At 51.6% G+C, this 14,035-nt stretch carries 11 protein-coding genes; 5 read left to right on the forward strand and 6 right to left on the reverse strand.

What is annotated here, in order from left to right:
- Positions 1-5 precede the first annotated feature (5 nt).
- On the reverse strand, positions 6-1,070 hold the full coding sequence (locus tag G3I67_RS06335; RefSeq protein ID WP_163652700.1) for a hypothetical protein: 1,065 nt from the start codon (positions 1,068-1,070) through the stop codon (positions 6-8).
- A gap of 114 nt (positions 1,071-1,184) precedes the next feature.
- On the opposite strand from G3I67_RS06335, the gene G3I67_RS06340 reads away from it, so the two are divergent.
- Positions 1,185-1,649: a RidA family protein gene (locus G3I67_RS06340; protein ID WP_163652703.1), complete on the forward strand. Its 465-nt coding sequence runs from the start codon at positions 1,185-1,187 to the stop codon at positions 1,647-1,649.
- A 9-nt stretch (positions 1,650-1,658) separates the two neighbouring features.
- Here G3I67_RS06340 and G3I67_RS06345 read toward each other — a convergent pair whose 3' ends face one another.
- The 5 genes from G3I67_RS06345 to G3I67_RS06365 all read right to left on the reverse strand — a co-directional run bounded on the left by G3I67_RS06345 (position 1,659) and on the right by G3I67_RS06365 (position 8,064).
- Positions 1,659-2,435, reverse strand: a complete 777-nt coding sequence (locus tag G3I67_RS06345; RefSeq protein ID WP_163652706.1) for a ferredoxin--NADP reductase — start codon at positions 2,433-2,435, stop codon at positions 1,659-1,661.
- Positions 2,422-3,963, reverse strand: coding sequence for a hydantoinase B/oxoprolinase family protein (locus G3I67_RS06350; protein ID WP_163652708.1), 1,542 nt, complete (start codon positions 3,961-3,963; stop codon positions 2,422-2,424). Before G3I67_RS06350 ends, G3I67_RS06345 begins: the two co-directional genes overlap by 14 nt.
- Before the next feature lie 25 nt (positions 3,964-3,988).
- Complete coding sequence (locus G3I67_RS06355; protein WP_163652711.1) at positions 3,989-6,082, reverse strand: hydantoinase/oxoprolinase family protein; 2,094 nt, start codon at positions 6,080-6,082, stop codon at positions 3,989-3,991.
- A 24-nt stretch (positions 6,083-6,106) separates the two neighbouring features.
- On the reverse strand, positions 6,107-7,420 hold the full coding sequence (locus G3I67_RS06360) for a tRNA-dihydrouridine synthase (RefSeq protein ID WP_163652713.1): 1,314 nt from the start codon (positions 7,418-7,420) through the stop codon (positions 6,107-6,109).
- A 98-nt stretch (positions 7,421-7,518) separates the two neighbouring features.
- Complete coding sequence (locus G3I67_RS06365; protein WP_163652716.1) at positions 7,519-8,064, reverse strand: MarR family winged helix-turn-helix transcriptional regulator; 546 nt, start codon at positions 8,062-8,064, stop codon at positions 7,519-7,521.
- A 291-nt stretch (positions 8,065-8,355) separates the two neighbouring features.
- Here G3I67_RS06365 and G3I67_RS06370 point away from each other — a divergent pair, with 291 nt between their 5' ends.
- From G3I67_RS06370 to G3I67_RS06385, 4 genes are read left to right on the forward strand one after another with little or no spacing between them, the layout of a single operon-like run.
- The gene (locus tag G3I67_RS06370; RefSeq protein ID WP_163652719.1) at positions 8,356-9,450 is read left to right on the forward strand and encodes a TRAP transporter substrate-binding protein; all 1,095 of its coding nucleotides are present in this window, start codon (positions 8,356-8,358) and stop codon (positions 9,448-9,450) included.
- A 23-nt stretch (positions 9,451-9,473) separates the two neighbouring features.
- A complete protein-coding gene (locus G3I67_RS06375; RefSeq protein ID WP_163652722.1) occupies positions 9,474-11,837 on the forward strand; it encodes a xanthine dehydrogenase family protein molybdopterin-binding subunit in 2,364 nt (787 codons plus the stop codon).
- Positions 11,834-12,709, forward strand: a complete 876-nt coding sequence (locus G3I67_RS06380; RefSeq protein WP_163652725.1) for an FAD binding domain-containing protein — start codon at positions 11,834-11,836, stop codon at positions 12,707-12,709. Before G3I67_RS06375 ends, G3I67_RS06380 begins: the two co-directional genes overlap by 4 nt.
- Positions 12,706-13,926: a xanthine dehydrogenase family Fe-S subunit gene (locus G3I67_RS06385; protein ID WP_163652728.1), complete on the forward strand. Its 1,221-nt coding sequence runs from the start codon at positions 12,706-12,708 to the stop codon at positions 13,924-13,926. Before G3I67_RS06380 ends, G3I67_RS06385 begins: the two co-directional genes overlap by 4 nt.
- Positions 13,927-14,035 lie beyond the last annotated feature (109 nt).

The following is a 14,035-nucleotide window of genomic DNA, read 5'->3' on the forward strand; positions in this document are numbered from 1 at the left end:
TTCAATTACGGTGAAACACGGCGTACGATTTGCACGCTTCTGCGCTCATTGGTCTTGTTGTAACTGAAAGCAAAAGGAACCGGCTTTACGTTACCGGCTTCTTTGTATGCTTTTGCCAGAGACTCCTGCTTTTTGCGATTGAACAACTCGTGTGGATACAGAAAGCCGCCATACAACTCGACTTTGCCGATTTTTTCCAAGTATGTGTAATTCAACCCGGTTTCATCCTGAACCACCATAGTTGCATTCTCGACGAGCATATCGCGCAATGTCGAAAAATAAGGCTCCTGCAATAAATGCGAAGCCGCCTTGAGCAAAACAGGATTATGCGAAACCTTATTCAACCAGTTGCGCATTGGTTCGATCGTCGCCAGATGGCCATCGGACAAATCAACACTGACGTAGTCGAGCGTAACCGGTTTGTTGCCCTTGGACATCACGAGTCGCACCGATTTCCACGGGCCTTGTGAGCGCACAAAATCACCCGTCTGGGGATCAAGAGCAATCGGATACACCTCGTTGACGTCATAACCTGAATACAACGCGAATGTAATCAGAATCGTCGTGACACCAATTTGAGATTGTCCATCCCGCAAATCCTGATTCAGATCATCAGTGCGAAAGAAACCTAGTCGACTGAACTTTAACCATTCACGTAAAAATTTAGCTTGAAAATTCTGGATGCGATTTGCACTTGCATTCACTAGCGAAGCCGGTTCGCCGGCTGCTTGCATCGCAACCATGACATACCGGGTCGCACCAGGATACAGCTGCGATACCGTCACGAAATCAGGCCCGGAAAATGGATAGAACACAGTGCCGTCACCTTTGTAACGAATCTCTTCCTTTGCCCAGGAAGACATGGGCTGACCCATGTTCTTGCGATATACATCCCACGCCTCATCTGCCTGTGTTTTGCTTGAACCTTGTAAAAAGGGAAACGGGGGATTGGGATGGGATGGATTCGCTAGATATTTTCCCTGAACCCCACCGGCGTTCACGTTAGGGATCACTAACAATGACGTCGCCGACAAAAGGAAAATGGCCAGTATTTTCGAAATTAAACGCATGGAATCCTTAAATCTCTATTTTCAATTCAGAGCCCACTTTACTTGAATTTGTACCGATGTGAGAATGCAGGGTACGAATTCCAGGGTAGATAATCAAAACAAATGGAGCCATCGATGTCGCCGGAACAAAAACTGAAAGAACTAAACATTCAATTACCGACCGTACCAACCCCGATCGCCAATTTCGTGATGTGGCGCCAGGTTGGTAACTTGCTCTATCTGTCCGGACAAGGCCCTCGCCGCCCGGATGGCAGCATTCCAGTTGGCCGTTTGGGACTGAACTACTCTGTTGAGCAAGGCTATGCGGATTCACGTCAAATCGGCCTGCAAATTTTAGCGACTGTGAAACAAGCCGTTGGATCGCTAGACCGCATTGAGGGTATCGTCAAACTACTTGGCATGGTCAATGCAGAGCCGGATTTCGGTCAACACCCCAAGGTCATCAATGGGTGTTCGGATGTGCTTGTCGAAATACTAGGCGAACGAGGAAAACACGCACGTTCGGCCGTTGGCATGGGATCCTTGCCAAACGGTATGCCAGTCGAAATCGAGGCAATTATCCAAGTGAGTACTACATAAGTCGTACTCTCATCGCTCGACGAAGGCGCGCTCGATCACGTAGTCACCCTGCACGCCGGCACTTGGAGAAACCTTGAAACCGGCGGAGTCCAACATGTCTGATGTTTCCTTTAGCATGGCAGGACTTCCGCATATCATGGCCCTGTCGGTTTCAGGGGACAACGCAGGCTGTCCAATATCCTTGAATAGTTTTCCCGTCTGAATCGCCTCAGTGAGTCTACCCGTGTGTTTAAAAGCCTCACGCGTGACTGTCGGATAGTAAATCAACTGACGACTGACCATCTCGCCTATAAATTCGTTTTTGGGCAATTCTTCGCGAATAAAATCCGAATAAGCCAACTCGCTCACTGTACGCACGCCATGAATCAGGATGACTGTTTCAAATCGTTCGAACGTTTCAGGATCCTGAATGATGCTCATGAATGGAGCCAACCCTGTTCCTGTTGAAAACAAAAACAGTCTTTTCCCCGGAGTCAGGTCATCCAGAACAAGCGTTCCGACTGTTTTCTGACCGATCAGTATCGGGTCACCGACCTTGATATGTTGCAACCGCGAAGTCAATGGACCATTGTCCACTTTGATTGACAAAAACTCGAGGTGCTCCTCGTAGTTTGGACTGGCGATGCTGTATGCACGCATGAGCGGCTTTCCATCAACCTCCAAACCAATCATCACAAAATGACCGTTACGGAATCGCAGACCCGGGTCCCGCGTTGTTTTGAAGGAAAACAAAGACTCGTTCCAGTGATGAACCTCTGTGACTGTTTCCTGATTATGACTGGCCATAACCACCTCCTCCGGGAAGAGCCAATTCCAACGTATCACCTTCTTTCATGTCTACAACACTTTTGGGGTTATCGACCGGGCGGCCATTTAAATAAACATGGCCAACCTTACCGGCCTGACCTCCGCGTATTCCTTTAGCAGGAATGCGTGTTCGATCAGTCAACAACGAAACCCTCAATCGTCCCGGCCAGCGCGATGTGAAGGACACGACCTGTCCTAGTCCCCCCTGATGCATTCCCTGTCCGCCGGATCCGTCAGCTAGACTTTTCTGGCCAAACACAACGGGAGCGAGTGTTTCGGCCACCTCAATAGGTGTATTGGAAATATTGGCCGGAAATCCGGCCGCAGGAGGCCCGTCGCGATCGGACATCGCCCCCATCCCTCCATTGAAAAACAGAATAGTGGAAAATGATTTTCCCTTATGAACATCGACGCCTCGCAGCAAGACCGACCATAATGGTGTGCCGCTATCTGCCTGTACGCGATCCGGCAATACCGATGCTAGCGCCTCGAACACCGCCGCCTGTAACTGATGCCCGATAAGATGGCGCGCACCAACCGCAGCAGGTGGTCGAGCGTTGACGATCGTGCCTTCGGGCGCAATCACCTTGAACAATCTTGTGAACCCGTCATTATTGGGTAGACCGGGTGACAACAGGCACTTGAATGGAAAAATCGTGTACGCATACGTGTGGTTAAACGTTTCGTTGATGCCGTAGCGCACTTGGGGCGAACTGCCGCTGTAGTCAACTGTCACGCCCTCATGCGTCACCGTGATGGTGGCTTGAATGCTGACCTTTTCATCGAATCCATCGGACTCGACACTACCGTGGTATACGCCCGGTGGAATCAATCTCAATTCCCTGAGGGCGGCTTCCTTTGATGCATTGAAAATCGCCTGGGAAATTTCCTCGATATCGTCGAGTCCGTATTCTTCGAGCATTTCAACCAATCTGCGCTCAGCGACGCCCAAGGCCCCAACCTGCGCTTCGATATCGCCTCGAACCTGTTGCGGTAAACGAACATTGGTTTCAAGCATTTGCATCACAAGCGTATTGAATCTGCCCTGCTCGGCCAGTTTGATGACCGGAAATCTGATCCCCTCTTCATAAAGTTCATTTGCGTCGGCAGACCATTGTCGACCACCAATATCCGACAAATGCGCAACGGCAATCGCAAACGCGATCAATTTGCCTTTCAAAAATATCGGTGCCGCCATGGTTGCATCCGGCAAATGCCCGGTTCCGATCCACGGATCATTCGTAAAAAGAATATCGCCCGGGCGCAGTGTCTCTTTGGGAAAGACTTTCAGCATGCCTTGCAAAGACAAGGGTGCGGTACCGATAAAGCCGGGAATGCTCAAGGAGGACTGGGCAATGAGCCTTGCCTGCGTGTCGAGCAAAACGCAGGCGAAATCATTCGATTCGCGCACGACGGTCGAAAATGAAGTGCGCTTCAATGCGGCTCCGGCCTCATCCGTAATCGATATCAGACGATTCCAGTAAATTTCAAGATCAATCGGGTTCATCCTGTTTCCCTTTTGCCAGATTCAGCTAGTGGCTCGAACGACGGTTCAGAGTGACACGAATATTGCCGTAAGCATCCAGGCCATATGCGTCACCCGGCCCCACGACAACAGTCGAGCCGGCCTGTTCAATCAAAGCAGGTCCCTCATAGCGCTGACCCGCAATCAAGGCGGATTCGTGGATAACCGGCGTTTCGACAAATGCCTGGATATCCGGAAAATATGCCTGACGAGTTCGTGTCTGTGCTGCATGCCGATTGACTGCAAGAGCATGCTTACCTGAAACGGAAGAAATATTTGCATATCCTTCAACCCGCCAATTCACGATTTCAGTCTTTTGATTATTCAAGAAGCTACCGAAAAGCGCTTCATATGCATGATTGAAGCGACTTTCAAGCGCCGATAACTCACCTGCATGCAATCTGGCCGGCAATTCAGTTTCGACTTCAAACCCTTGTCCGACATAACGCATATCGGCGGTTCTTCTGAAACGCATCTGCTCATCGGCAACCCCTGCGGACCTCAGTTGATCGCGAAGATACGCCTGCATCTCGATCATCAGGGCTTCGCAGGCGCCCCAATCAATTGACTCCAGCCTTGTAAACCGCGTGCGGACGGTGTCAACCTTGATGGGGGCGACCAACAATCCAAACGCGGAAAACACGCCGGCATTGGCCGGAACAAGCACTTCGTTGCAGCCACTTCGCCTGGCAACCTCTCTGGCATGGATTGGACCGGCTCCGCCAAATGCCAGTAACGTATAGCGCCGGACATCCTGGCCTTTTTCAACAGCATGTATTTTTGCAGCGGCAGCCATATGCTCGCACACGATTCTGTGAATTCCGTTCGCGGCTTCTATGACCGACATCCCCAGCGGCTTGGCGATATGCTCGTACATTGCCGCCTGCGCCAAATCCGGACGTAATGTGACCGCCCCGCTCAGGTTGCCCTGAGGATCGAGATAACCCATCAATAAAGCCGCATCCGTTACCGTTGGCCGCTGACCACCCAAACCATAACAAGCTGGTCCGGGGTTCGATCCCGCGCTATGCGGCCCGACTTTCAGCAACCCGGTCGAATCGATATGGGCGATACTTCCCCCGCCGGCGCCAATCTCTATCAGGTCGACTGTCGGCAATCGTACCGGCAGCCCACTCCCTTTCTTGAATCGTTGAAGCCGCGCCGCTTCAAAATCAGTCGTCACAGAGGGCTTGCCATCGGCGATCAAGCATGCTTTCGCGGTCGTTCCACCCATATCAAAGGCAAGCACATCCGGCATTTCGGCGAGTTTTGCGGCATGAGCCGCTCCCAAGGCACCGGCGGCCGGACCCGATTCCAGCATGCGTATGGGCATTCTTTCGCCTAGCTCTCTCGAGATCACGCCACCATTGGACTGCATGATCCGTAACGTTGCCCGAACACCGGCCGCACGCAACCCGTTTTCAATCGTGCTGAGATAGCTACCTACCATCGGCATGACATAGGCATTCAACACGGTAGCCACCGAGCGCTCGTATTCTCGCAACTCCCCCAGCACTTCAGACGAGAGGGAAATAGGCACTTGCGGCGCGATTCGCATCAGTACCTTCTTTACTTTTTGCTCATGCTCGGGATTGGTGAAGCTATGCAACAAACATACCGCGATCGATTGAGCGCCTCTGGATATCAAATCACCGATGACCTGTTCGATTTCACTATCCGATGGAGCACGCAATACATTGCCCGCAGCATCCAAACGTTCGTCGATCTCTGCCCGTAAGTTTCTCGGAATAACGGGATCCGGTCCGGGAGCGGTCAAGTCATAAAGGTCGTAACGAATTTCTCGACCGATCTCGATGACATCACGAAACCCTTTGGTCGTGATCAACCCGGTTACCGCCCCCTTGCGCTCGATGACCAGATTGGTCACAGCTGTTGTCGCACCGACAACCACATCGGAAACCTGCCGAATATCCAAGCCATTGGTTTGGAGCATTTGCTTTAATCCGGCTAGGATCGGGCCGACCACATTATCGTGATCACTCAGAACTTTCGCCGTCAACAGCGATCCCTCTGAGCCCAACAACACGCAATCGGTGAACGTTCCACCGATATCGAACGCAAATCGATAACTTTGGTCCATATGCTTATCCGCCATCCCAGCCTCTTAACGAACCTTTGAAAGCTTGATGCCACGTTCGAACGGTTTCTCGAATTTTTCCGGTTCGAAAACACCCTGCGAAATCTGGAAGTATTCTTTGCCGGAACGCTGCGCCTCGGTTGTCGTGTGCATACTTGTCGAATCGAACGGGCAGGTTTGAGTGCACATTTCGCATCCGATACAATTCTTGCTGATGGCATTAACGATATCGGGGCCTTGAGCCAACGCATCGTAAAAGCATGTCTGGATACAAATCGTGCATGTGGGATTCTTGCAGGTGTCGGCGTTGATCTCACTGTGCATTCTGGGCTTTTTGAACTGATCCCCATAATCCTTTACGGCCGCCTTTGAAGCGATGCCCAGCATGGATTCAATGTTCGGATATCCATGAGTATCCATGAAGTTTTCCAGTCCGCTGATCATGCTGGGCAGATACTTGATCCCCTTGAGCATCAATACCGAGCCGACCTGCACAAGCGGGGCTCCGGTCATGATGAATTCGACGATATCGCGATGATCGTAAATTCCATTCGATCCGGTAATGGGCATGCCCAATTCGTTATAGATGCGATGAACCCAACGCAACGAAAGCGGCTTTGCCCATACGCCACCGATTCCGGCAGGTCCGCCCAGTCGAGGCTGGCCCGTTTCGATATCGACAGAAAATCCTGTATAGCGATTGGTCGCGGTCACCCCTGCGGCACCCGCATCCCTCACCGCTCTTGCGATATCCATCACCCTCGATTGATCAGGCGTCAACTTGATCAGAACCGGAATATCGACAGCCTCGCATACCCGGGCAGTGACTTCCGCCGCCACCTCCGGATCCTGACCGATCATCGATCCGCCATGCACTCCGGGCATCATTGCAGGATGCGGACATCCGAAATTGAGCTCGACCATCGGCAGCCCGCAATCTTCGATTGTTCGACAAATATCGACCCAGCTTTGAACCGTTTTTCCGCCCGCGCTACCGATCAGCCTGGATCCATGGTCATTGGCATAAGCGTTGAGCTCTTTAAGATAAGGCACCCACTCGCGAAATCCCGTGCTCGAATATCCCGAACGGCTATAGAAGACGAAATTTTTATTGACCTTGCCTTTGATGAGTTCGTTCTTCTCGTTGAGAATCGCGTATTTCGAATTTTGCGTCAACCGCGCCATGTCTTCGATATCGGTTAACGTTTTAATGATCATCCCGGCTGCGCCCGCATCGACACACTCTCGAATGACTTCAGGACTATTTGTCGTCTCGATCGAAGCGATGATGACGGGTGATTTGAACTTGATGCCACAAAAATCCAACGATAAGTCGGCCATGTTTCGACTCCAATTACGCGAGGGGTTGCGGTTAATTGTTTGTGTACTAATCAAATACTTAAACGCAGAATAGCCTCAACCGAAGCTTGAATGCAAGATCAAATACGATTTTTTTTAATTTTTTCGGTGCGCCCAGATGAAAAAGCATCGCCATTGGGCTTTAGGGATGTTCGTCCACTTTCGTTGTTCGCCTCCACAAGTCGCGAAAGCAAATCCATGAACAACTGACGCTCGGAAGGCTGCAGAGGGCTAAGCAATCGTTTCTGACAATCCTGCATTTGTCTTTCATAGCGCTTGACTAGTGCAAGTCCGGCGGGCGTTGCCAGACAAATCTTGCGGCGCCTGTTTTCAGGATCCACCACACGTGTAATGAGCTTGCGCGACTCCAGACGCTTGAGTATGTCGGTGACATTGGCACGATCCAGGCCCAACTCCTCGCCGATCGTTAACTGATCGATATTGGGGCGGGACGCCAGAATGCTGAGCAATCCATACTGGATGGGCGTCACCTCGCCATCAGCCACCTGCTCGAGAAACATTGCGACATGGATCTGATGAAGACGTCGAACGAGATAGCCGGGACGATCCCAAATGGTATGTCCGGGTTTAGCGTTTTTCTTAACCACACCATCGTTTCTTCCCACACTCGCACCTGTCAGACAATTGAAGTTGAAGCAATTCGCTCCTAACCGTATATGTGATGGTACAACCGAATGCACCGATCCAGCGCCTGATACCCCGCGCCGGCTCCATATTAGTGCTATCCCTAACCGGTGTAACTTTAATTGTTAGCCTACTAATTAATATTGTTGATTTTTGTCTAGCCTGTCAGTATGCTGAAAAAAAGCGGATATTCCACGTAGCAATTTGTAGTGAAGTTTTCACTCATTTCATGCAGTTTGTTTGATGTACGTCTTCAATCTCAGGAGCCTGTCATGCAACGACGTCGATTTCTCACCCAAGCCGCAACCATGTCCGGAGCCGGCTTGTCTGCGGTTGCAATTCCGGCTATCGCCCAGTCAAATCCGGCGATCAAATGGCGGATGTCAACAAGCTGGCCTAAAAGCCTCAACACCATTTATGGCTCAGCCGATGAACTGTGCAAACGTGTCGCCGCGCTGACTGACGGAAAATTCGACATTCGCGCGTTTCCAAGCGGTGAGATCGTACCCGCACAGCAAAACATGGATGCGGTTTCAAACGAAGCAGTCGAATGCAATCATGTGCTGAGCACTTTCTACGTCGGTAAAAACACCGCACTTGCCTTCGATACGGGCCTGTCCTTTGGCATGAACGCGCGTCAGCACAACGCCTGGCTTTACTACGGTGGTGGCATGGATATGCTGCGTAAAGTCTATGCAAAATACGGGATTCTGAACTTTACATGCGGCAACGTCGGCGTGCAGATGGGTGGGTGGTTCCGAAAAGAAATCAAAACTGTCGCCGATCTCAAGGGTTTGAAAATGCGTATCGGTGGGATCGGTGGCATGGTGATGAGCAAACTGGGCGCCATTCCGCAACAAATTCCTGCAAGCGATATCTACTCCGCACTTGAAAAAGGGACGATCGATGCGTCAGAATGGATTGGCCCTTACGATGACGAAAAACTTGGCTTAAATAAGGTCGCTCCTTATTACTACTCCCCGGGTTGGTGGGAGGGTAGCGCCTCGATCACCACCATGGTGAACCAAAAAGCATTTAACGCGTTACCAGCCCAATACAAGGCAGCCTTTGAAGTCGCCTGCAACGAGCAGAACTTGAAAATGCTCGCTCATTACGATGCGGTCAATCCCGGAGCGTTGCGCAGACTGATTGCTGCGGGAGCTCAGTTGCGCTATTTCTCCAAGGAGATCATGGATGCGAGCTATAACGCGTCGCAGGAGCTCTGGACCGAACTCAGCGCAAAGAATCCGGATTTCGCCACCATCTTTCCCGACTGGAAAAAATTCCAGCAAGAAGAAGCCATCTGGTTCCGTGTCGCAGAACAGTCTCTTGATAACTACACGTTTGCTGCTGTGACGCGCCGTTAAATTTCATCCATCCTAAATAACGAATGACGCACAGCAACAACTCGGGGACGCACACCAAAAAACAAGGAATCGGTGCGCGTGTTGCACGCAAAGAGGATGCCAGGCATTTGCACGGCAAGGGTCAGTTCGTTGCCGATATGTCCATGCCCGGTCTGAGCGAAGTCGCTTTTTTGCGCAGCCCAATCGCGCATGCACGCATCCAGCACATAGGGATACCTGAAACACTTAACGGCCGGGTCTACTCGCGCGCAATGATGGATGCCCAGGACATCGTCGCCGACTCGACCCTTCCAAGCTATCAGGCCTCGTCCCAACCGCCGCTCGCTAAAGACAAAGTCAGATTTGTAGGCGAGCCGATGGTTATGGCCTATGCGCAATCGCGCGCAGAAGCCGAAGACTTGCTCGAACAGGTTCACGTTGAATTCGATGAACTTCCCGTTTACACAAATACCGACAGCGCCAAGCAAGCTAATAGAAATCTTGTTCACGACCACTGGCAAAACAACCATTTTGTGACGCTTAAAGCCGAACGGGATTTCGATACATACGCAAAACAGGCTGAGGTCATTGTTCATCGCAAGATCAGTCTTTCGCGCCAATGCATGGTGCCCATGGAAGGAAAGGCTGTGCTGGCCTATTGGGACCATCAGGCCGATCAACTTGTCGTCGTCAGCGCGACCCAGGTACCACACATGATTCGCACGGCCATCGCCATGTTTCTGAATATGGAGCAAGGACAAGTGCGAGTGGTCTCGCCCGATGTTGGTGGGGCATTCGGATACAAGTGCGTCTTGCAACAGGAAGAAATTTGTATCGCCTGGCTGGCCAAAACGTACAAACGGCCATTTCGCTATATCGAAGATCGAAGGGAACATTTGATTGCCGGTGCGAATACTCGCGAGCACGACTACGAAATGACCGCCTATGCGGACAAGACAGGGCGACTACTTGCCCTAGATGCAAAAATCACGATTGATGGCGGTGCCTATTCGGTCTGGCCCTTCACCATTGGCCTGGAACCTGGACAAGCGATCGGCAACCTTCCGGGACCTTATGACTTCAAGGGTTACCGGTGCGTTTCCGAATGCGTTGCCACCAACAAACCTGGATTTGTTCCGTACCGTGGCGTAGCTCGTACCGGAGTATGTTTTGCGATGGAACTGACCATGAACGCTCTGGCCAAAGAGGTCGGGATCGAGCCGTGGGAAGTGCGCCAACTCAACCTTGTCAAGCCGGATCAAATGCCTTATGTCAATGTCACAAACAAACACTTCGACAGTGGCAACTACCCTGCAAGCGTGACGCGCGCTCTGGAGATGATTGATATTGATCGTATCCGCGCCATGCAATCCGCCCCCCGCTCGGACGGTAAATTAATTGGCGTTGGCTTGGCGACCTACACCGAACAAGCTGCGCACGGCACCTCTGTTTTCGCGGCATGGGGCACGCCCATCATTCCCGGATATGACCAGGCCTTTGTGCGAATCACGCCGGATGGTGGCCTTGAAATGCGCGTAGGCGTTCATTCCCACGGCCAGGGCATGGAGACAACGTTCGCACAGATTGCGCATGAAACACTGGGGATAGACATATCGCGAATCCGCCTGGTTCATGGCGACACGGCTCTCACGCCCTTTTCGACCGGAACTTATGCATCACGATCTCTGGTCATGTCGGGTGGCGCCGTATCGCTGGCCTGTAAAAAATTATTACCCCGTCTGCTACACATCGGCGCCCACATGATGAAAACATCAATCGATGATGTTCATCTAGAAGGATCGAATGTGGTCTGCTCAAAAGCAAGCGTATCGATCAATGACATCGCAAATGCCTGGTACATCAATCCGCAATTGCTGCCTACCGATGTCGATCCCGAAGGTCTGGAAACATCCGCCGCCTACAAACCGAAAGTGGATACGGGATGCTTCACCTACGCAACACATGCTGCTGTTGTTGCGGTCGATCCTGAACTGGGTGCGATTGAAATTCTAGATTATGTCTGCGTGGAAGATTGCGGCGTAATGGTGAATCCTATGGTGGTTGAAGGCCAAACAATCGGCGGAATCGTTCAGGGCATCGGTACCGCGATGTTCGAAGAAATGAACTACGACAGTCTCGGTCAACCACTCGCATCCACCTTGGCTGACTACATCATGCCAGGTGCAGCCGAGTCTCCTAAAATACGAGTGGATCACTTTGAAACACCTTCGCCGCACACCGAATTCGGCGCGAAGGGCATGGGTGAAGGAGGTGCCATCGCACCACCCGCCGTCATTTTCGGTGCAGTAAACGATGCGCTTAGAAGAATTGGAGCATCCGAACTGCTGGAAACACCGCTCACACCGCGCAAAATTCTCTCTGCCATTGCTCAGGGAGCGTCTTCGTGAAAGCCGCGGCATTCGATTTCGCATACGCGAAAACCCTCGATCAAGCGTTAAACGTTTTGAGTGATCCGCAAGCGGATTGCAAAATCATGGGAGGCAGCCAATCCCTTGGTCCGATGTTGAACTTGCGCCTGGCGCGTCCTGCACAAATTATCGATGTATCCGGTCTGGATGAGTTGCGTCAAGTTCACTGTGAAAATGGGTATCTTCGAATCGGTGCTTGCATCACGCATGCGGAAATCGAAGATGGCGTATATGCCCCCCTCGCCCATCACCCCTGGAGAAAAGTTGCTGCAAATATCGCCTATCGCGCAGTTCGCAACCGCGGAACGATAGGCGGTAGCATCGCCCATGCGGATCCGGCTGCGGACTGGGTGTTGGCGGCAAGTGCTGTGAATGCCCGGATCGACATTGCGACTAAACCCGATCGATCAAATATGAAACAGTCAACCCGATCAGTCGACATGAGCGAATTCATGCTGGCAGCCTACACGACAGTGCTCGAATCCAGCGAGATCATTACAGCCATCACAATTCCGGAAATGCCGGAAACAAGCAAATGGGGCTACTACAAATTTTGCAGAAAGATTGGCGAGTTTGCTGAGAGCAGTTGCGCAGCTTATTTCGATCCGGTCAATCGCGTCGCCAATGTTGTAATTGGTGCGCTTGATGGAGCCCCCCGTCATCTCGCATCTTTAGCCACAACCATCGCCAAAGATGGCTGGCAAGGCTCAACACACCCAAATGCTAAAGAACGAATCAGAAAAGTTCTCGAAGACGCTTTACCCGAGCGGGATATGCTTGACTTGAACATGTATGCCACGACCGTAATGCGCTGTCTGGATCGCGCCTTCGACATCAGGGAGTCGGCATGAACACCACCCGGATATCGATTCGCATCAATGACCAATTTGTTTCGCAAGAGGTCACCCCCAGAACACATCTGGGTGATTTCATTCGCGACCAAGTCAAGCTGACCGGCACCCATCTGGGTTGCGAGCATGGCGTTTGTGGTGCTTGCACTGTATTGCTGGACGGCAAACCTGTGCGCTCTTGCATCACTTATGCCGCATCATGCGATGGCCACGCCATCACGACAATTGAGGGCTTTGACACTGATCCGATCATGTCGCGCCTGCGCAAAAAGTTTTCAGAACATCATGCGCTGCAATGCGGTTACTGCACACCCGGCATGCTCACGACATCGCGCGACATCGTTTTAAGATTACCCGAGGCCGACGAACATACCGTGCGTGCTGAACTATCCGGAAATCTATGTCGATGCACTGGATATGTCGGAATAGTCGGGGCCATCATGGCTGTCCTGTCTGACCTGAAACTACACCCTGACGCTGACGTTGACAAACTACGTGCACTGATTAAAGCCGGCCACGGCGGCGCATTGAAACAGGCATCATCGACTGGCGCACAGAGCCCCTCCTACATCGGCTTCGATGCATTGACACCAACCACATCCGCAAGAGTTGAATCCCCGTTAAACAAGCACACCGCTGGGGCAAAAATCCAGCCCGGACAAGGCACACAAATCAGGGAGTCATTTGATTTACCTTTTTCGGCGGATCAAGTCTGGCAACTGATGATTGATCTGCCAAACGTCGCTCGCTGCCTGCCCGGCGCAACTGTGCACGATATGCAGGGCAATCATGTCAATGGCAATGTATCAGTCAAGTTCGGGCCGATGAAAGCATCCTTCGAAGGTACAGCTACGCTTGACCGGAATGATTCACTTAAAAGCGCAACCCTCACCGGAACCGGAAACGACCGACTCAGTCAGTCTCATGCCACAGGTCAAGTGAGCTACCACATCGAATCACTTTCTGCTCAAACGACTCGCATCCATGTTGATATGACATACACGCTGCAAGGCCCGCTTGCGCAATTTTCCAGATCCGGAATGGTGCAGGAATTCGTTCGAAGATTAGTGAAAGATTTTGCCAAAAACATCGAACAGATTCTCAGAGATCCCGCGTCCGCTACATCACTGCCGCATCGGGAGCTTCACCCATTCTCTCTATTCCTGCAGATTATTTTCGATCGCCTGCGCGGACTATTTTCGTCCAAGTCCAAATAAAGGTCGCCTAAAGATCGCTCGAAATCGGCTTATAGATAGTCTCAACCGACCCCCTTCACCCAATCGAAACAAGTTGAAACACCTGATACTCGATTTGGTCATGGTTTTT

Source organism: Sheuella amnicola (assembly GCF_010499255.1).
Lineage (GTDB): Bacteria > Pseudomonadota > Gammaproteobacteria > Burkholderiales > Burkholderiaceae_B > Zwartia > Zwartia amnicola.

Bases quoted from the DNA above. Each gene is read 5' to 3' on its own strand.
- G3I67_RS06360 (WP_163652713.1), bottom strand. From the start codon at position 7,420: ATGGCCGACTTATCGTTGGATTTTTGTGGCATCAAGTTCAAATCACCC.
- G3I67_RS06350 (WP_163652708.1), bottom strand. From the start codon at position 3,963: ATGAACCCGATTGATCTTGAAATTTACTGGAATCGTCTGATATCGATT.
- G3I67_RS06370 (WP_163652719.1), top strand. From the start codon at position 8,356: ATGCAACGACGTCGATTTCTCACCCAAGCCGCAACCATGTCCGGAGCC.
- G3I67_RS06335 (WP_163652700.1), bottom strand. From the start codon at position 1,070: ATGCGTTTAATTTCGAAAATACTGGCCATTTTCCTTTTGTCGGCGACG.
- G3I67_RS06385 (WP_163652728.1), top strand. From the start codon at position 12,706: ATGAACACCACCCGGATATCGATTCGCATCAATGACCAATTTGTTTCG.
- G3I67_RS06340 (WP_163652703.1), top strand. From the start codon at position 1,185: ATGTCGCCGGAACAAAAACTGAAAGAACTAAACATTCAATTACCGACC.
- G3I67_RS06375 (WP_163652722.1), top strand. From the start codon at position 9,474: ATGACGCACAGCAACAACTCGGGGACGCACACCAAAAAACAAGGAATC.
- G3I67_RS06345 (WP_163652706.1), bottom strand. From the start codon at position 2,435: ATGGCCAGTCATAATCAGGAAACAGTCACAGAGGTTCATCACTGGAAC.
- G3I67_RS06355 (WP_163652711.1), bottom strand. From the start codon at position 6,082: ATGGACCAAAGTTATCGATTTGCGTTCGATATCGGTGGAACGTTCACC.